Here is a 19342-nt window from a genome sequence, read left to right on the forward strand (position 1 = left end):
TGCAACTGCTTTAAACAAAAAAAGCCGTCCTGATATCAGGACGGCTTTTATCTAAAAAACCTTTTCGGTTAATTATTTTTTGAATTCAACGCGACGGTTAAGTACGCGGCCTTCTTCAGTTGAGTTATCAGCAATTGGTTTAGTTTCGCCGTAACCTTTAACTTTAACGCGTTTTGCGTCAACACCTGAGTTAACCAGGTAAGTTTTTACTGAGTTAGCACGGTCTTTAGACAGTTGCATGTTGTGAGCAGCAGTACCTTCAGATGAAGCGAAACCGTTAACCCATACAGTACCAGTTGCACTACGCAGGTCAGCTGAAGTAGCGTCCAAAGCTGGGTAAGATGAAGTTCTCAGTACTGAGCTATCAAAGTCAAACTGAATGTTTGAGTAAGCAGCAGCAACAGGAGCAGTAGCGGTTACAGTATCTTTAGGGAATTTGATTTCGCAACCAGCACCATCAACTACTGTACCAGCAGGAGTGTTAGGGCATTTGTCAAACTGATCAGATACACCGTCACCGTCAGAATCTTTTTTCAGATCGTTAACAGCGTTTTCTACGTTGCTTACACGGCTTTTCAAAGCAGCAACTTCTTGACGAAGTGCAGCATCATAAAGCTCGTCATACATCATAGCAACTGGGTTTACCCAATCCAGGTTTGGTTTTGATTTTGGACCTAAAGTAAACTCTAAACCGGCGTAACCGTAAGATGATTTGTCTTTAGTAGGAAAACCTTGTTTGTTACCGTCAAAGTTGTCACCATCGTAGAAGTTAGCAGTGTAACCTAAGTTCAGGGCAACAGCGTCTGTTAAACGGAATTTAACACCTGCACCGATAGGAATAACCAGCTCTTTCACGTCATGACCTGAAGTTGCTTTCCAATCGTAGTGAGCACCTGAAGCTAAAGTACCGGTTGGGTTGTACCAAGCTAAACCAGCACCAGCAGTAACGAAGAAGTTAACAGCATTTTTACGACGGATATAGTCGATAGTTGCTACGTTAACAACACCACCTAAAGTAGCGCTCCAGAACTGAGTTGAGAAATCGCGGAAACCATTTTGTTGGCCACTAGCTAAGTTGCTGTTGTCACCAGCTACTTTACCACCGCGTACATCTAATTGTAAGCCAAAAGAATGGGCTAATTGGTTTCTTACTGAAACGCCATAGCCTAATTGACCTTTCCAATTAGTAAAATCGTTAGAGCCGCCGATAGCGACAAAAGGTGAAGTTACACCAACGTTAACACCAATGTTCCAGGTGTTGTACTGGCCTCTGCCGCCAAATACCTTGGCAGTAGTTGTTGTTGAGTCGGTTGATTGAGCTTTCGCCATTCCAACAGCCATTGCAGCAACAAACGACAAGGCGACTGTTTTCTTTAATGTAGAATAGTTCATAGTTTTTTTAGATTAAACAATTAATTGTGATTTTTTCCAAAATTAGTAATTATGTTTGAAAGTTCATCACCAAACACCGTTCCAATTTTCATAATTACGTGACAAATAAAGTGAAATTTTGTTTTTTGAGACAAAAAAAAACTACCAAAAATGAAATACCTACCTCTTAGTAATAATTTATTTCTCATAAATAGAAAAAATTTCGTTCAGAGATTAAAGAAGGCCTCTATTGCCATTTTTAACGCTAATGACGAATTTGTAAGAAGCGGCGACCAGAACTTCATATTTAAGCAAAACGCCGATTTTTTTTATCTGACGGGCATTGACCAGGAGCAAAGCATCCTGATCTTATTTCCGGATTGTCCTAATCCACTATACAGGGAAGTACTCTTTTTAAGACAGACCAATGAGCATATTGCCGTATGGGAAGGACACAAGTATACCAAAGAGGAAGCACGCGCCGCATCAGGCATAGAAAATATCTATTGGCTGCAAGATTTTGACGCCATATTGCATAGTATTATTCATTATGCCGAAAACATATATATTAATACTAATGAGAACGACCGCTACGCGCACACTGTTCCGTACCGCGATCTGCGGTTTCTGAACGATCTGCGTTCTAAATACCCGCTGCACCACTACGAGCGCTCTGCACCTATTATGCGTGAGCTGCGTGCGGTAAAATCTGAAATTGAAGTAGAGCTTACTCAAAAAGCTTGTGCTATTACCCGCGACTCGTTTATCCGTGTACTGAAGTTTGTAAAACCAGGTGTTACCGAATACGAGATCGAAGCCGAGATTATCCATGAGTTTATCCGTCAGCGAGCTACAGGGCAGGCCTATAGCCCTATTATTGCATCGGGCGCCAATGCCAACATATTACATTATATAGATAACAACCAGATTTGCAAAGATGGCGATGTTATACTGATGGACTATGCGGCGGAGTATGCTAATTACAATGCAGATATGACGCGCTCTATCCCGGTAAATGGGCGTTTTACCCAACGCCAGCGTGATGTGTACAATGCTGTACTGCGGGTAATGCACGAAGCCAAAAAAATGCTGATAGCCGGTACCATCTGGAACGAGTATCATGATGAGGTAGGCAAAATTATGACCAGCGAGCTGATTGGCCTGGGCCTATTAGATAAACACGACGTAGAGAAACAGGACGCCAAAGTGCCTGCCTATAAAAAATACTTTATGCATGGCACCTCGCATCATTTGGGCATAGACGTGCATGACTTTGCTAGCCGTTATACGCCGTTTGCGGCAGGCAACATCCTCACTTGCGAGCCTGGCATTTACATTCCAGCCGAAGGTCTGGGCATCCGCCTGGAAAACGATATCCTGATAACTCAGGATGGCAATATCGATCTGATGGCCGATATTCCGATTGAGGCTGATGAGATCGAAGAATTGATGAACTCCTGATGATTTCTAAATTCGGATTTTCGATTTCGGGTTTAATAATAGCAGAAGCCCATTAACCGGAAGTTTATTCCAAATCAGAAATCGAACCTTCGAAATCCAAAATAAACTTATACAGATTAAAATCTGGCTCTTGCATAGCTTCGGCAATATATTGCCGAAGCTTTTTTTTGTCTACATCCGACATCCGGCGTTCGCGAATGAGGCTCCAGGCTTTATCAGCAAGCAACAGCGCACGCCGTTGATTGATTTGAGGCGCATGTTGTTTGATGTGATGTGCCAACTCTGCCATGCCCTGACCTTGCGACGCAACGGTTTTAATAACCGGTGTTTCGGCATGTTGCTGCTGCACTAGTTTTTTCAACGTATTATAATAGGTATCGGCGCCGTCTCTGTCTGCCTTATTGATAATATATACATCGGCAATTTCCATAACGCCCGATTTGATATTCTGTATCTCGTCACCACTCTCGGGCACCAGCATCAAAAGAGTAATATCGGCTAGTCCGGCAATTTCTATTTCGCTTTGTCCAACGCCAACCGTTTCAATCAGCACATAATCAAAGCCCGATGCACGTAGCACATCTGCCAGTTCTATGGTTTTAGCCGAGAGTCCTCCTAAAGAACCGCGCGTAGCCAACGAGCGGATAAACACATCGGGGTGATTAAAATGCGATGCCATCCGGATCCTATCGCCCAACAATGAGCCATAATTAAACGGCGATGTAGGATCTATCGCCAACACGGCCACTTTGTTACCGTCTTTAAGCAACTCTTCAATCAGCGCATTTACCAAAGTGCTTTTCCCCGCCCCCGGTGGGCCGGTAATACCCACTACCGGTACCTGCTCATTAAACTGCAAACCCCGTAACAAAGCTTCGGCACCAGGCAGATCATTCTCTACCAGCGTAAGCGCACGCGCAACGGACCGAAAATCGGCTGTAGTTGGGTTAACAATTGGACTGAGAACAGGCATAATAGGTAAGTTAATAAAAACAAGTTCAAATTTAAAGAATCTACAGCAGTAGCATGGCCTACAAAATTTCTAAAACTTAATAAGCCTTCCTCGGCTATGCCTTTCGGATTAAGTGTCTTTGCTAAAACTCATTATCTTTGCCGCTTATCGTATTGAAAAAATTTGAGCAGCGCACGTACTATTTCTGTCATCATCCCCAATTACAACGGCCGGCAACTGCTGGAAGATTATTTGCCGTATACCTTTCAAACCCTTGATGAAACCGGCGCTGCTTATGAGGTTATTGTAATTGATGATTGCTCTAAGGATGATTCTGTAGCATTTATCCGCCAACATTATCCGCAAGTGAAACTCTTGCAAAACGACAAAAATCGCGGTTTTTCTTACACCTGTAATCACGGCATCAAAGTAGCACAGTATGAGCTTACCTTTTTGCTCAACTCAGACATCAAACTACTGCCAGGTTACTTTGCCCCACTTTGGAAATATTTTGATAAGCCCGACACCTTTGGTGTTACCGGCAGGATGATAGACATGGAAGGCGACCGCATACAAGACGCCGCCCGCATGCCCGGCTTTAGTGGCTACAAAATCAAAACCAAGTATTTCTATTATACAGAGACAGCCGATGCACGCACCCTCACTTTCTATCTTTCGGGCGCCAACGCTTTGGTAAGTACCCAGAAGCTGAAAGCCATGGGTGGGTTTGACGAGATCTACTCGCCATTTTACTACGAGGATATGGACCTGTGCATCCGTGCATGGCGCGCAGGATGGGTTTGTTATTATGACCATGCCGCTATCTGCCGACACAAAGGATCGGCTACCACCAAAACCATTAAGCCAGGATGGGTAAAAAGTATTTATTACCGCAACCGCTTTTTTGTACACGCCATTCATTTGGAAGGTTTTTCCAGGCTGATGTGGTCTTTGCAGGCTACGTTTACTGATGTGTTGCCCAAGTTGATTATCGGTCGCGGATGGGTATGGAAGAGCTATAAAGGCTATCTAAAAGGAGGCCGTAAGGTTGATAAATCGCGTAAGCAACTACATAAACTGATGGACGCCAATAACAGTCACGTCAGTTTACAGACCCTGTTCAAACGCATCCAGCAATCGGCAGCGGGCCAAAACGTCAAACAATTTAAGGCATAAGCTATGGCGTTCAGAAAACTCAGAACGACAATCAGGCGCAGCAAAATCGGGTATTATGCTATCAATTACTTGCGTCAGGCAATACCCGTTGGCCTATATAGTGGTGCCCTGCAACGGAAACTAACTGCCATCAATCGTTATGACAAAGCCGATCTGGCCGATCGTGTAAACTATTACAACAAGCTCAACAAACGCACCCAACCAGGTGAAAACGCCATCGCCCTGAAAAATATGGAGATCTTCAAAAGTCCCAAAACCTACAATTTTGACACTTTTGAATACACCCGCTACTTTGACCAGAACTTTAAAGCGAGTTTTGTTTTTGGCGATGCCATTCATACCTTTCCTGAACCATCCATTCAAAAAAGCCGACCGATTGAGGGAGACAACCGCAATGCCGTCCTCCTAAAGCTGGATAAAAAGCGGCATTTCATCTTTATTAAAGACCATATTAAGTTTGAGGATAAGAAAAATCTGCTGATTGGTCGCGGAGCCATGACACAGGCCCACCGTATGCGTTTTATGGAGATGTATTTTAACCATCCGCTGTGTGATGTAGGACAGGTAAATACCCGGGGCGGCAAGCCTGAATGGATCAAACCGAAGATTAGCATTGAAGAGCACCTGCAATACAAATTCATTTTGAGTTTAGAAGGCAACGATGTGGCCACTAACCTGAAATGGATCATGTCGTCAAACTCCGTTGCCGTGATGCCCAAACCCAAATACGAAACCTGGTTTATGGAAGGCCGGTTAATTGCCGGTACGCATTATATCGAAATAAAGGACGATTACAGCGATCTGGAAAGTCAGCTACAATATTATATAGCACATCCGGACCAAACACAGGCCATTGCCCGCAATGCCAATCAATATGTGAGCCAGTTTTTTGATCGCCGCCGCGAGGATTTGATTTCATTGCTGGTGCTGCAAAAGTATTTCTACTATACATCGCAAACAGATCAACCCGTACAGTTGTGAGAATTCATATTGTGGGTGCCGCAGGCGTAGGGAAAACTACTTTAGGGATAGCCCTGGCCGCTCAGATGGACATCCCTTATTTTGATAGCGATGCCTATTTCTGGGCAGACAGCGATGAGCCTTTTACCGTTAAGCGTCCACCTGAACTGCGCAATGCGATGCTGTTAGCCGACCTGGAGCGCCACGAAAGCTACATTGTTGGTGGCTCGATGATTAGTTGGGAGATTGACTGGAACAAGTGGTTTGACCTGATTGTATTTCTGCGCCTGTCGCAGGAGATACGTATGCAACGCCTGCACAACCGCGAACTGGAACGTTACGGCGAAAGTATTTATACCGAGCGCGCACCTCATTACAAAGAGTTTATGGACTGGGCCCGCGGCTATGAAGATGATACCACGCCCCGTCGCAGTTTACGCAATCACCAGGAGTGGCTGCAAACCATGCGTTGCCCGATACTGGAAATAGCCGACGACACCACAACTGATGAACGCATTGACCGAATATTACAAACCATACATAATCAATAAATACTACACGCTGCCGGGCTGCGTTTTGCAATAACTAAAGGCTGTTAAACAGCCTTGGGCTTTGGGCTACAATTCAGTACCTTTGCAAACTTTTTATATTTTTAGATGAAGACATATTTAAGGCTGCTTTCCTTCGCCAAACCGATCGAGAAGTTTGCTATTCCTTATATCCTGTTTACACTGCTGTATGTACTATTCAGTTCTGCGGTGTTTACCTTGTTAATTCCCCTGCTCAATACACTCTTTAAAAACATCGATACAGATGCCGCCAAAGCAGTAGTTGCCGTTCCAAAATCACACTGGGATTTGGTTGGCTGGTATGATTATTACATGGACTACTTCATCCGTTACCATGGTGAGTGGGGGGCGCTGCAATTTGTGTGTACAACCATTATTGTCACCATATTTTTGGGTAACCTGTTCCGTTACCTGTCGGCCCGTACGATGGAAAACCTGCGGGTGCATACACTGCTTAACCTGCGCCGCTCGGTATTTAACAATGTGATGGACCTGCACATGGGCTATTTTAACAATGAGCGTAAAGGCGATATCATTTCAAAAGTAGCGTCAGACGTGCAGGTGGTACAGTTTTCTGTTACAGCTACTTTACAGGTAATTTTTAAAGAGCCGGTGCAGCTAATCGTTTTCCTGATCATGCTCTTTGCATTGTCAACCAAGCTTACACTATTCTCACTTTTAGTAGTCCCAATTGCGGGCTTTATCATCTCGCGCATTGTTAAGCGTTTAAAGGCACAGGCCATTGCCGCTCAACAAACATACGGCAACATGATTAGCTACCTTGACGAGTCATTGCAGGGCATAAAAATTATTAAGGCATTTAATGCTACCACGTTTATAAAAGATCGCTTTGACAACGAGAACCGTAGATATTCAAAAATAATGCGGTCTATGGCAAAGCGCCAGCAATCGGCATCACCGGTTTCAGAAGTGCTGGCTGTTACCATGATCTCGTTTATTGTACTTTATGGTGGTTATTTGATTCTCAACCACCAGTCGGGCAGTTTGAAAGGTGCGCAGTTTATTTCTTACATCGCCATTTTCTCGCAAATCATGCGTCCGGCTAAAGCCATATCAGACTCGTTTAGCAATATCCATGCAGGCCTTGCCGCCGGCGAACGCGTGCTTAATCTGATTGACGAGAAACCACAAATTGTTGACCGCCCTGGCGCACAAACTATCAGCACTTTCGACGATAAGCTGGAATTTCGCGATGTAATCTTCTCTTACCCTGGCCGCGTAGTATTAAAAGGCATCAACCTTACTATTGCTAAAGGGAAAACTGTGGCATTGGTTGGACCATCGGGCGGTGGCAAGTCGACCATGATGGACCTGATCCCACGTTTCATCGAACCAGAAGGCGGCGAGATCTGCATTGATGGAAAAAACATCCAATCAGTAACCATGGACTCATTACGTGCACTGATGGGCACTGTAAACCAGGAATCGATTCTGTTTAACGATACTATTTTTAACAATATTGCCTTTGGTAAACAAGACGTAACCATGGAACAGGTAGAGGCAGCGGCACGCATTGCCAACGCCCACAACTTTATCTGCGAAAAAGAAGAAGGCTACCAAACTAACATCGGCGATCGTGGTTCAAAACTTTCGGGCGGCCAGCGCCAGCGCATTTGTATTGCCCGTGCGGTATTAAACAACCCGCCCATCATGCTGCTGGATGAAGCTACATCGGCTCTGGATACCGAATCTGAAAAACTGGTGCAAGAAGCATTGAATAACCTGATGCAGAACCGCACATCGCTCATCATTGCTCACCGTTTAAGTACTATTCAGAATGCAGATTTGATTGTTGTACTTGATCAGGGCGAAATTGCCGAACAAGGCACTCACCAGGAGTTGATGGCACACAATGGCGTATATCGCCGTCTGATTGACATGCAAACTTTTAATTAATATGACCGACAAGCCACTGGTTTCCATTGCCCTGTGCACCTACAACGGCGCCCAATACCTGGCGCAACAATTGGAAACCCTGGTTGGGCAAACTTATCCTAATATTGAAATTATTGCAGTTGATGATGTTTCTAAGGATGATACTGTAAATATCCTCGAGCAATTTGCTGCGCGGCATACCAACTTCAGCATTCATCGCAACACTGAAAATCTGGGCTATATCAAAAACTTTGAGAAAGCCATATCGCTCTGTAAAGGACAGTACATTGCTCTGGCCGATCAGGATGATATCTGGGAACTGAACAAAATAGAACTGTTGCTGCAAAACATCGGCAACGCCGCACTCATCTACCACGACTCTGAGTTTATTGACGAGCAGGGACTGTCTATCGGCAGAAAAGTATCAGACGTACGCAATTTCTACGCGGGCACCAATGCCAACATTTTCTTACTGGAAAACTGTGTATCGGGCCACGCGCTTATGTTTAACCGCGAGCTATTAAAATATTTCACGGGGTTTAACCGCGAGGTTATTCATGACTGGTGGCTCACCTATATGGCCTGCAATAACGGCGGCGTCACTTTTATTAATGATGTACTGGTCAAATACCGGCAGCATACACAGGCCAACACCAATATTTTGCGGCAAGATCGCGGTGAGGCCAAAAAGAAAGACTCGTTATTACGTATTGAAAAACTGCATGCTATCGCAGCGGCTTTTGCCGGCTATCCATACAATACAGATCAGGCTTTTAAACAGCGCTATTTCAAATTAATGGACATGCGCATGCACAGTTATTTTTCTTTCAGGTTATTTTGGTTTATCTTCAACCGTCGCGACAGCTTGCTGTACATTCAGAAAAAATCTGCCCTGAGCAAGTTCAATTTCTCATTGAAATATGCCTGGGGTTACCTATTGAAAAAACTGTTTAACTGATATGATAGAAGGCGGGAAACGCATATTTGGCAAAGGCAAAACGCCCAAAGTAAGCATCATCACGGTTACCTATAACGCAGCTAATTTGCTGTATGACTACTTTGAAAACGTAAAGCCCTACCTAAGTGATGACGTTGAACTGATTATTATTGACGGCAGAAGCATAGATGCTACCTTATACCTGCTGCAACAAAACGGTAACGATATTGACTACTGGCTAAGTGAGGCCGACAACGGCATTTATGACGCCATGAACAAAGGCGTAATTTGCGCCCGCGGCCAATGGCTATACTTTTTGGGCGCCGATGACTACCTGAAAGAAGGCTTTACCCAAATGGTTGCCCAACTAAAAGACAAGAACACCATTTATTATGGTGATACCATTTATTACGGCAAATACTACAGCAAAATATACAACGCCTATTACCTGACCAAGCTCAACTTTATCCATCAATCGCTGTTTTACCCGCGTGCGGTATTTGATAAGTATCAGTATGAAACCCGCTACCGTGTGTATGCCGATTATCATTTGAACCTGCTGCTGTGGGGTAATGACAAATTCAGGTTTGAGCATCGCCCGCTGCTGGTGGCCGGTTTCCCGGAGGGTGGTTTCTCTACGCATGAGAAAGACGCCGAGTTTGAGAAAGACCGTAACAAGCTGTTTAAAAAACATCTCGGTCGTTCGGCTTATTATCGTTATCTGAATCGTACCATTGGCTGGTTCAAAACATTTTTCCGCATCATCAGCAATGGTTAAAGTACTGTTTGATCACCAGAAATTCAGCGAACAGCGCTATGGCGGTATCACCCGGTATTTTGCGGCGCTGATTGACGCGCTGAAAACCGATCCGGAGTTTGACTATCGCGTTGGGGCACTTTACAGCAATAACTATTACATCCGCAATGAGCACCTGCCACTCAATAATTTTGTGGGTCGGTGGCTGCTGGATGGGGATGCCCGCCGCCAGTATAAATGGAACAAACAATACAGTAAACGGGCAATTGGTGGTAGCGACTACGATGTTTTTCACCCGACTTACTTCCACCCCTATTTTCTAAAACGGGTTAAAAAGCCTTATGTCATCACCATGCATGACATGATCTATGAGGCCCTGCCCGAGTATTTTACCAATACCGATATTACGCCCCGCCACAAACAACAAACTACCGAACGGGCCGACGCGGTGATTGCCATATCAGAATCCACCCGTCGTGATTTGATGCAATTGCTCAACATCCCGGCAGAGAAGATCACCATGATTCACCATGGTCTGGACCTGCAAACCCCACTGCAATTTGAACCAGTACCCGGCCTACCCGAAAACTATATTTTGTTTGTGGGCGAACGTGGCAACTATAAAAACTTCTTCCGCTTTGCAGAGGCCTGCGCACAACTGCTGCGCGAGTATCCTGACCTGCATGTGGTGTTGGCCGGTGGTGGTCAGCCGCAGGTTGCCGATGCCCTGGCCATACAACGCCTGCATTTAAATAACAGGTGCCATCAATACAATGTTACCGATGCACAGCTCAACTACTTGTATCAACATGCGCAGGTATTTGTATTTCCGTCGCTTTATGAGGGCTTTGGCTATCCCCTGCTGGAAGCCTTTAAGGCAGGCGCACCGGTGGCAGCCAGCAATACCAGCTGCTTCCCGGAGATTGGTGGCGATGCCGTGCAATATTTTAATCCGTATGAAACAGCGGAGATCTATCAAGCCATTAAAGCGGTGCTGGACGACAGCACACTGCGTACAGGTTTGATTAATAAAGGCGGGGAGCGATTGAAGTTATTCCCCGTAGAAAAACAGAAGGCGAAAACGTTGGAATTGTATCGGAAGGTGGCAGGGAAGTAATAATATTTGTCACCCCACTGCTCAACCCTCACGTTCCTCGCAATGACAAAATGTTTTATTGCTAATTACTAAAAACAGAAAAAGGGGATGAAAAATCATCCCCCTATCTTTTATAACGCTGTTAACGTTTATTTCCTTTGATCCGTTTACAGGATTCACCACACATTTTCTGTAGCAACGCCGCAGATGGCTTTTACCATATGCACACCTTTGATAAACAGCGACGTAGACTGTTTAACGTTGGTCATGCTCAGGCCATCAACTTCGGCTTTTGCTTTTTGCTCAAACTGGTAGCTAACACCCATTACCATTGCAAATAATACCGGTATCAGTATCAGCATAAAGGGGTTTGAGTTTGATATTAGTTTTTTCATGGTGTTGTTTGTGATTGATTTGATGAAACAAAGAAACAGCAAAGGTTTAATCTGCTAAAAAGTATTAGACCAACGGCCGCCTTTCATAGATGAACGGCAATTAACAGCCACCGAACGGTTGATCGGGTATAAACGCCTGTTCATCGGTAAAAAACCGGGGTACATATAATACAACAGGTGTTTTAACGGAGTTTGTATTACATTTAATTGATGAAAAAAATCTGGCAGATATTCTGGCATACGTGCTTCTGGGTATCTATGATCCTCTTTTTTGTTTTTGTTGCGCATAACAGCGCCAAGATCAGTATCCAGGCGGTACTCATTATTTTCGGTGTTTTTGGTATAGTTAATATCGGGCTGTTTTACCTTAACTACCTGCTGCTTATTCCCCGGTTTCTGGATCTTAAAAAATATAAATTGTATATCGGCGCGGTGCTGATAAGTATGGCAGCCTTCGGCCTAATAAAATATGCGCTGGCCTTCCATTTCTGGACCATGATGCATGGGCAGATGAAACACGAGCCGTTGCACTTTGTCAACTATTTCTTCAATACGTTTTTAACCAGTCTGATCTTTATTTTTCTGAGCATCGTACTACAGTTCTCTATCGACTGGTTTACTAACGAGCGTGTACAACGCGACCTGGAAAATCAACGGTTGGCTGCGGAGCTGGCCTTCCTGAAATCGCAGATCAATCCGCATTTTCTATTCAACTCCCTCAATAGCATTTACTCACTGGCTTACCAAAAATCAGATACCACGCCCGAGGCCATCTTAAAGCTCTCTGAGATTATGCGCTACATGCTGTATGAGAGTAATGACAACAAGGTTGACCTGGCTAAAGAGCTGCAATACCTGCAGAACTATATTGACCTGCAACTTATCCGCTTCGGTAAAAAGGCTTATGTAGATTTTGAGGTGAAAGGCCAGGTAACCGTTCAGCGCATTGTGCCATTGCTGCTTATTGCCTTTATTGAAAACGCCTTTAAGCATGGCGTGGCTAATGATCCGGAACATCCTATTAAGATGATAATTGCTGTATCCGACGGAAATCTGTCGTTCTATATGCACAATAAAAAACACTTACACAATCGCGATGCGGTGGGCGGCATAGGTCTTAACAACGTAAAGCGCCGCCTGGACCTCCTTTACCCCGGCCAGTACAAACTGGAAATACATGATGAGGCCGATACCTACACTTGCGAATTATCCTTAATTTTATAGCATGATCAGATGCCTGGTAGTTGATGACGAGCCTTTGGCCCTGCACATCATAGAAGATTATATTAATAAAATCCCTTTCTTACAGCTGGTTAAAGCCACCACCAATCCTATCGAGGCACTTACTTTGGTACAGGATGGCGGGGTAGATCTGGTGTATCTTGACGTGCAGATGCCCGAGCTTACCGGCATCCAGTTCCTGAAAATCTCTAACGGTAAAGCCAAAGTGATTTTAACCACCGCCTATCCGCAATATGCTTTGGAAGGATATGAGCTAGACGTGATTGATTATCTGTTGAAGCCCATTGCGTTCGATCGCTTCTTTAAATCGGCCCAAAAAGCTCAGGGCATTATCAACCCAACACAAAAAAATCAGCAGGCAGAAGCACCACAACCTATACCACAGGCGCCTCAATCAGATTTTCAGAGCGATTTTATCTTCGTAAAAACCGAACATAAGATCCAAAAGGTTTACCTGCACGATATTATGTTTATCGAGGGGTTGAAAGATTACATTTCCATCTTCACCGAAGAGGAACGTATCATTACCCTGCAAAACATGAAGAAGATGGAAGACGCCCTGCCTGAACGCCATTTTGTGCGGGTGCATAAATCATACATCGTCGCCCTCAATAAAATAGACAGCATTGAGCGCAGCCGTATCTTCATTGGCGATAAAATCATCCCCGTAGGCGATACTTACCGCGATCAGTTTTTTAAGGTGATTGAGGATAGGAATGTGTAAGAGGAAGGTTATTCTAAGTCATGCCGAATTTATTTCGGCACCTCATCAGGACGGCAATCGTTGACAGGAAATCGCTTGGTTAACTTAGCTTGTGAGATGTCGAAATAAATTCGGCATGACCTGAGATATAACAGAAATTCAAATCAATTCTAATTCGCTTTTCAAATCTTTCATTTCAGGATTTGCAGCTTTAATTAGATTAATCTTCCATTCATGATGCCAATTTTTTAATTGCTTTTCACGATTAATGGCGTCTGTTATTTTCTCAAAATATTCGTGGTAAACCAGATCGAACAATCTGTATCTTTTTACAAAAACTGACCCTTCTCCATTTGTATGTTGCCAAACCCTGCTTCTCAGATTAGCTGTTACCCCAATATAGAAGGTGGTTCTATAAGCATTCGTCATAATATAAACATAGCCTTGATTCAACATATTATAAGATCAATATTTAGTCTACTACCCCTACGTCATGCCGAACTTGTTTCGGCACCTCATTAGGGTGGTAATCAATGGCCATACAGATCGCTACGACTTAGCATGTGGGGTACCGAAACAAGTTCGGCATGACTTATAGGGAAATGAGATTATCTGTTAGTTCAAACGTTCTTTCAGATCCTCAACTGTACATGTTTTCATATACCCTGACTCTAATGCTTCATCCCTTTCTTTCAGAATTAACTCCTGTTCATCCGACAAAGAAAAATCGCCCTCCTGCAGTACTTGCAGCAATTGCTCTTTTTCTGTCGAGTCAAGCTTTCTAACAGCATCAGCTAATTGATCTATGGAAAGATTTATGGAAATCATGATACTCAAATATAACAAATTTCCGGCCAGTTACAGCTTTACCGCCCGCACGGTATACCCTTTCATTTTCAGTTGATTAACCAGCCCATACTCGCCCACCAGATGGCCGGCACCTACCGCTATAAAGGTTGATTGTGCAGACATGATGCCTGGCAACTCTTGCATCCATTTCAGGTTACGTTTTTTCAGCAATGCGTCCATTTCATCTTGATCGTAATCGTCGTCGCTATAAAACATTTTACTCAGCCCATCAATATCCTGTTGCTCATAAAGGCGGTACATTTTCTGCATCTGCATCTTGTAGAGGTCGTGTTTCTGTACAAATTTCAGCAAATGTTTCTTTTGGCTTTCCATGCTGCCGTTTAGCAGCAGGTCTATCTGCTCCTGCAAACTCTCTAAACCAATTATGGTGTCTTTGCGGCTTTTCCCCTCGGTTTGAAAATACTCATCCAGTGCCGGGTTGGCACTGGATATGGTTCTTGGTGCTACCGTAGTCATGTAAACCACAGTTAACGCCGATGGCTTAAGGCCGTTAAACCGCAACATGTCTGAACCAGTTATTTGCTTGGTGGCCTCTGTAATCTGTTGATATTCTTGCGGAGTAAAAAGCTTATCGAGCGTAGTGCCACGCAACATCATAGCGGGCATCATCTTATACATATCCGTCTTACTGATTAGTATCTCGCCGACAACTGCGGTGCACGTATTAAACTTCTCTTTAATTGTACTCAGGCTGTCAGCAAAGCTCTTACCCGCCAAATGATAGGTACCGAAAAGATAAGAAGGCGATTTTAGTCCGTTGCCGCTTATTTCCCAAAGCAAGCCACTATTAGTATACTGCGTTGGCTTTGACTGCGCATGGCAAGCCGTACACAAAAGCAGAACGACGCAGGCAAGTGATAAGATTTTTTTCATGATATAGGTTTCAAAACAGTAGCTAGAACCACTCCAAATTAACCTGACTATGTCAGCACCGGCTCCATATTGGTAATCTCGTGTATCTCGGTCAGCAATTCATCACAAGGGTTAACCTTGAAACTTTTTGATGGCAGGTCTACCAGCAACGCATCTTCACGATCGCGCACCTGGAAACGGAGGGAGCAGCTTTTGTTAGGATACTTCTCGCCATGCAGTTGCAGCATGGTTTCTAAGTTGTCCAACAGTTGGCCACTTAGCGTATGTAGATCCAGTATTACAGTAATAGATTTGGTGAGTTTCTCGCGCAGTTCAGACAGCAAGTTGATGGTGCTTACGCGCAAATCCCAGTTGTCTTTCTGGCGGAATTTTTCTTCAATATTACCCCTTACCTGCACAAAAAAGCCGTCCATCAGCATGTTACGGAACTTTACATAGTCATCGCCAAAGAACGCAAACTCATAGGAGTCGTTATAATCTTCCAGTACAAACGTACCAAATGGCTTACCCGTTTTAGTGGTTTTATGTTGCACGTTGCCCATCAAACCACCGATGCATAGCTCTCCTTTGCGGCGCAAGTCATTAAAAGCTGCCAGGATATCTTCGCCGCCCTCGGCAGAGCGGGCCTTCTGCATGATTTTCAGGTCTGACACCCTGGCATTGCAATAGCGGGCCAGTTCCAGCTTATAATTATCCAGCGGGTGACCGGTCAGATAAATACCAATCACATCTTTCTCAAACTTCAGCTTTTCTATCAGCGCCCATTCTTCCACTTCCGGCATTGGTGGTTCGGGGATGAAGGAGGCAATATCACCACCTCCACCAAACAACGATGCCTGGGTACTATTTTGGGTATTCTGATAATCATTGGCGTATTTAATTAAACGCTCGATACCTGTAAGGTTCACATTCTCGGTCTTGCCGAAGAACTGTGCCCGGTGGACAGGGAAACAATCAAACGCGCCACCGTAAACCAAATTCTCGTATGATTTCTTATTAACCGTACGTACGTTTGACCGGCGGGCAAAATCATAAACGGTTTCAAACGCGCCATTTGCCTCGCGCTCTTCAATAATGCTTTCTACCGCTTTCTCACCCACACCTTTCACGCCCGACAAACCGAAACGGATCTCGCCTTTCTTGTTTACGGCAAAGGCATTACCACTCTCGTTCACATCCGGACCAAGTACCGGGATGCCCATGCGGCGGCATTCCTCCATAAAGAAGGAAATTTTATCAATGCTGTTCTGGTTATTCAATACCGATGCCATGTACTCTGCCGGGTAGTGGGCCTTGAGCCAGGCAGTTTGGTAAGCCACCAGCGCATAACACGTAGAGTGCGATTTATTGAAGGCATATTGGGCAAAGGCCTTCCAGTCAGTCCATATTTTTGCCAGTTTGTCTTTAGGGTGTCCTTTAGCGATGGCGCCGTCCATAAACTGGGCCTCCATCTTATTGAGGATCTCAATCTGCTTTTTACCCATGGCCTTACGCAGCACGTCGGCATCGCCTTTACTAAAGCCGGCCAACTTCTGCGACAGCAGCATCACCTGTTCCTGGTAAACGGTAATACCGTATGATTCTGACAGGTATTCCTCCATGTCCGGCAAATCATAAGTAATCGGTTCTTTACCATGTTTACGGGCAATAAAGTTAGGGATGTACTCTATCGGGCCCGGACGGTAAAGGGCGTTCATGGCAATTAAGTCTTCAAACTTATCGGGCTTCAGATCGCGCAGGTACATTTGCATACCGTCACTTTCAAACTGGAACGTACCGTTGGTATCGCCACGCTGGTAAAGTTCAAAAGTCATCTGATCATCCAGCGGCAGCAAATCTATATCAATCTCTTCGCCATGGTTTTGTTTGATCATCCGCAGGGCACCTTTGATAATGGTGAGGGTCTTCAGACCCAGAAAGTCCATCTTAATTACGCCCGCATCCTCAATTACACGGCCATCATATTGGGTAACCAACAGATCAGAGTCCTTAGCGGTAGCAACCGGTACAATAGTGGTCAAATCGTCTGGCGCAATAATAATACCTGCAGCGTGCACACCGGTGTTACGTACCGAACCTTCCAACTTTTCAGCCTCGCGCAGTACGGTACCTTGCAAGGTATTGGCTTTGTAGATCTCCTGCAGTTCGGGCACCTGTTCAATAGCCTGGCGCAGGGTAACACCCAGCGTATCGGGCACCAGTTTTTTGATGGTGTTCACATCGCTCAGCGGCATATCCAGCACCCGGCCCACGTCCTGGATACTGGTACGGGCAGCCATAGAACCATAAGTAATGATCTGCGCCACCTGGTTCTTGCCATATTTATCAACCACATAATCAATTACCTTTTGCCGACCCTCGTCGTCAAAGTCGGTATCAATATCGGGCATTGACTTACGGTCGGGGTTCAGGAACCTCTCGAACAGCAGGTTATATTTTATCGGGTCGATGTTAGTAATACCGATACAGAAAGCCACCACCGATCCCGCTGCCGAACCACGGCCCGGACCGATAAACACACCCATATCCCGGCCAGCCTTAATAAAATCGGCCACAATGAGGAAGTAACCCGCAAAACCCATGGTACGAATGGTAAACAACTCAAAGTTGATGCGTTCCTCCGCCTCTGGGGTAATATCAATATAACGCTCTTTAGCCCCGGTGAAGGTTAAGTGTTTCAGGTATTCCCACTGGTTCAGCGTGTCAGATTCAGGGCCATCGTGGATCTTAAACTCTGGCGGTATCGGGTAGTTGGGCAGCATGATATCGCGCTTCAACTTCAGCACCTCTACCTTGTCAACAATTTCGTTGGTATTATCCAGTGATTCGGGCAGGTCATGAAATAGCTGGCCCATCTCGGCCTGCGTTTTAAAATAAAACTGATCATTCGGAAAACCGAAACGATAGCCTTTGCCGCCTTCCTCGTCCGTTGCAATTGGGGTGCTTTGCATATCGCCGGTGTTAACGCACAGCAAAATATCGTGTGCGTTAGCATCCTGCTGATCCACATAATGCGAATCGTTTGAACAAATCACCTTTACATTATATTTCTTGGCAAACTTGAGCAGTACGTTGTTAATGGTAGTTTGCTCAGGGATCTCGTGGCGTTGCAGCTCGATGTAATAATCCTCACCAAATAGGTCCAGCCACCATCTAAATTCTTCTTCGGCCTCAGCCTCACTTTTCTTCAGGATGGCCTGCGGTACCGACGCACCAATACAGCAGGTAGTAGCAATCAGTCCTTCATGATATTTCAGGATCAGCTCCTTATCAATACGCGGCCATTTACTATACAAACCCTCCATATAACCCAACGAGCACAGCTTCACTAGGTTTTTATATCCCTGCGGATTTTTTGCCAGCAACAACTGGTGGCAGCGCACGTCCCGCTTCTCTTTGGTAAACTGTTTTACATGGCGGTCTTCCACCACATAAAACTCACAGCCTACAATAGGCTTTACGTTGTGCTTACCCGCCTCAGCCACAAACTTGAACACGCCAAACATGTTACCATGGTCTGTAATGGCCAGGGCCTTCATCCCGTCGGCCGCCGCTTTCTTGTAAAGTTTAGAAATATCGGCCGCGCCGTCTAACAGCGAGAACTGGGTATGTACGTGAAGATGAGAGAAATCTGGCATGACGAAGAATCTTTAACACTAATCTATTAGCAACTAACAAATCTATTAAAAAGAGCTGGCGGATGGAAGCGTGTTGATAATTGGTGGATAACGTTTTCCACTACGTCATAGCGAGGCACGAAGCAATCTGGTTTGATGCCTTACCAACATGTCATGCTGAGGCACGAAGTATCTCTGAGGATAATCCTGCTAGCCAGTCCGCAGAGGTTTTTCGCTTTCGCTCAAGAGAATAGTTCTTCGCTATTACTACCCATGACAAGTTAAAAAGGGATGTCATGCTGAGCTCTGTCGAAGCATGGCGGGTGGGCCTCTCCGCGCGAGTCTTCGACAAGCTCAGACTGACAGCCCTCTCGTTTGTCATTGCACCCTCATAGGCCGCCGGGATTCTATCACACAGAATGACAACGCAGACAGAAATTTCCCTCCGTTAAACCCACCTCACCATC

At 44.9% G+C, this 19342-nt stretch carries 17 protein-coding genes; 10 read left to right on the forward strand and 7 right to left on the reverse strand.

The genetic code is table 11. The annotated features are described in order from the left end of the window. Nucleotides 1–72: 72 nt before the first annotated feature. Nucleotides 73–1392 (reverse strand): OmpA family protein, encoded by a 1320-nt coding sequence (locus ABZR88_RS17300; protein WP_107827221.1) that lies wholly within the window; start codon nucleotides 1390–1392, stop codon nucleotides 73–75. A 150-nt stretch (nucleotides 1393–1542) separates the two neighbouring features. Here ABZR88_RS17300 and ABZR88_RS17305 point away from each other — a divergent pair, with 150 nt between their 5' ends. Next, a complete protein-coding gene (locus ABZR88_RS17305; RefSeq protein ID WP_107827222.1) occupies nucleotides 1543–2832 on the forward strand; it encodes an aminopeptidase P N-terminal domain-containing protein in 1290 nt (429 codons plus the stop codon). Nucleotides 2833–2896: 64 nt separating this feature from the next. Here ABZR88_RS17305 and meaB read toward each other — a convergent pair whose 3' ends face one another. Beyond that, on the reverse strand, nucleotides 2897–3805 hold the full coding sequence (gene meaB, locus ABZR88_RS17310; RefSeq protein WP_107827223.1) for a methylmalonyl Co-A mutase-associated GTPase MeaB: 909 nt from the start codon (nucleotides 3803–3805) through the stop codon (nucleotides 2897–2899). 162 nt (nucleotides 3806–3967) lie between these two features. Between meaB and ABZR88_RS17315 the strand changes: the two genes are divergently transcribed. The 7 genes from ABZR88_RS17315 (at nucleotide 3968) to ABZR88_RS17345 (ending at nucleotide 11196) form a co-directional block, all read left to right on the forward strand. Beyond that, nucleotides 3968–4960, forward strand: coding sequence for a glycosyltransferase family 2 protein (locus ABZR88_RS17315; protein ID WP_107827224.1), 993 nt, complete (start codon nucleotides 3968–3970; stop codon nucleotides 4958–4960). A 3-nt stretch (nucleotides 4961–4963) separates the two neighbouring features. Beyond that, nucleotides 4964–5941, forward strand: a complete 978-nt coding sequence (locus ABZR88_RS17320) for a glycosyl transferase family 90 (RefSeq protein ID WP_107827225.1) — start codon at nucleotides 4964–4966, stop codon at nucleotides 5939–5941. Further along, the gene (locus ABZR88_RS17325; RefSeq protein ID WP_107827226.1) at nucleotides 5938–6471 is read left to right on the forward strand and encodes an AAA family ATPase; all 534 of its coding nucleotides are present in this window, start codon (nucleotides 5938–5940) and stop codon (nucleotides 6469–6471) included. Before ABZR88_RS17320 ends, ABZR88_RS17325 begins: the two co-directional genes overlap by 4 nt. Nucleotides 6472–6576: 105 nt before the next feature. Continuing rightward, nucleotides 6577–8406: an ABC transporter ATP-binding protein gene (locus ABZR88_RS17330; RefSeq protein WP_107827227.1), complete on the forward strand. Its 1830-nt coding sequence runs from the start codon at nucleotides 6577–6579 to the stop codon at nucleotides 8404–8406. Nucleotide 8407: 1 nt separating this feature from the next. Next, nucleotides 8408–9343 (forward strand): glycosyltransferase family 2 protein, encoded by a 936-nt coding sequence (locus tag ABZR88_RS17335; RefSeq protein ID WP_107827228.1) that lies wholly within the window; start codon nucleotides 8408–8410, stop codon nucleotides 9341–9343. Between the two features lies 1 nt (nucleotide 9344). Continuing rightward, nucleotides 9345–10100: a glycosyltransferase gene (locus ABZR88_RS17340; RefSeq protein ID WP_107827229.1), complete on the forward strand. Its 756-nt coding sequence runs from the start codon at nucleotides 9345–9347 to the stop codon at nucleotides 10098–10100. Then, on the forward strand, nucleotides 10093–11196 hold the full coding sequence (locus ABZR88_RS17345) for a glycosyltransferase family 1 protein (protein WP_107827230.1): 1104 nt from the start codon (nucleotides 10093–10095) through the stop codon (nucleotides 11194–11196). The genes ABZR88_RS17340 and ABZR88_RS17345 overlap by 8 nt, the downstream gene beginning before the upstream one ends. Before the next feature lie 155 nt (nucleotides 11197–11351). Here ABZR88_RS17345 and ABZR88_RS17350 read toward each other — a convergent pair whose 3' ends face one another. After that, nucleotides 11352–11570, reverse strand: coding sequence for a hypothetical protein (locus tag ABZR88_RS17350; RefSeq protein ID WP_107827231.1), 219 nt, complete (start codon nucleotides 11568–11570; stop codon nucleotides 11352–11354). Between the two features lie 210 nt (nucleotides 11571–11780). Here ABZR88_RS17350 and ABZR88_RS17355 point away from each other — a divergent pair, with 210 nt between their 5' ends. Next, nucleotides 11781–12794: a sensor histidine kinase gene (locus tag ABZR88_RS17355; RefSeq protein WP_107827232.1), complete on the forward strand. Its 1014-nt coding sequence runs from the start codon at nucleotides 11781–11783 to the stop codon at nucleotides 12792–12794. A 1-nt stretch (nucleotide 12795) separates the two neighbouring features. Beyond that, complete coding sequence (locus tag ABZR88_RS17360) at nucleotides 12796–13536, forward strand: LytTR family DNA-binding domain-containing protein (RefSeq protein ID WP_107827233.1); 741 nt, start codon at nucleotides 12796–12798, stop codon at nucleotides 13534–13536. Nucleotides 13537–13674: 138 nt separating this feature from the next. Here ABZR88_RS17360 and ABZR88_RS17365 read toward each other — a convergent pair whose 3' ends face one another. From ABZR88_RS17365 to dnaE, 4 genes are all read right to left on the reverse strand, one after another. Beyond that, complete coding sequence (locus tag ABZR88_RS17365; protein WP_211309749.1) at nucleotides 13675–13971, reverse strand: GIY-YIG nuclease family protein; 297 nt, start codon at nucleotides 13969–13971, stop codon at nucleotides 13675–13677. Between the two features lie 159 nt (nucleotides 13972–14130). Then, nucleotides 14131–14343 carry a hypothetical protein gene (locus ABZR88_RS17370; protein ID WP_107827234.1) on the reverse strand — a complete coding sequence of 71 codons (213 nt, stop codon included), beginning with the start codon at nucleotides 14341–14343 and terminating at the stop codon, nucleotides 14131–14133. 30 nt (nucleotides 14344–14373) lie between these two features. Then, nucleotides 14374–15258, reverse strand: coding sequence for a TraB/GumN family protein (locus ABZR88_RS17375; RefSeq protein WP_107827235.1), 885 nt, complete (start codon nucleotides 15256–15258; stop codon nucleotides 14374–14376). Nucleotides 15259–15305: 47 nt separating this feature from the next. Next, on the reverse strand, nucleotides 15306–18896 hold the full coding sequence (dnaE, locus tag ABZR88_RS17380; protein WP_107827236.1) for a DNA polymerase III subunit alpha: 3591 nt from the start codon (nucleotides 18894–18896) through the stop codon (nucleotides 15306–15308). Nucleotides 18897–19342: the final 446 nt, after the last annotated feature.

Source organism: Mucilaginibacter yixingensis (genome assembly GCF_041080815.1).
Taxonomy (GTDB): Bacteria; Bacteroidota; Bacteroidia; order Sphingobacteriales; family Sphingobacteriaceae; genus Mucilaginibacter; species Mucilaginibacter yixingensis.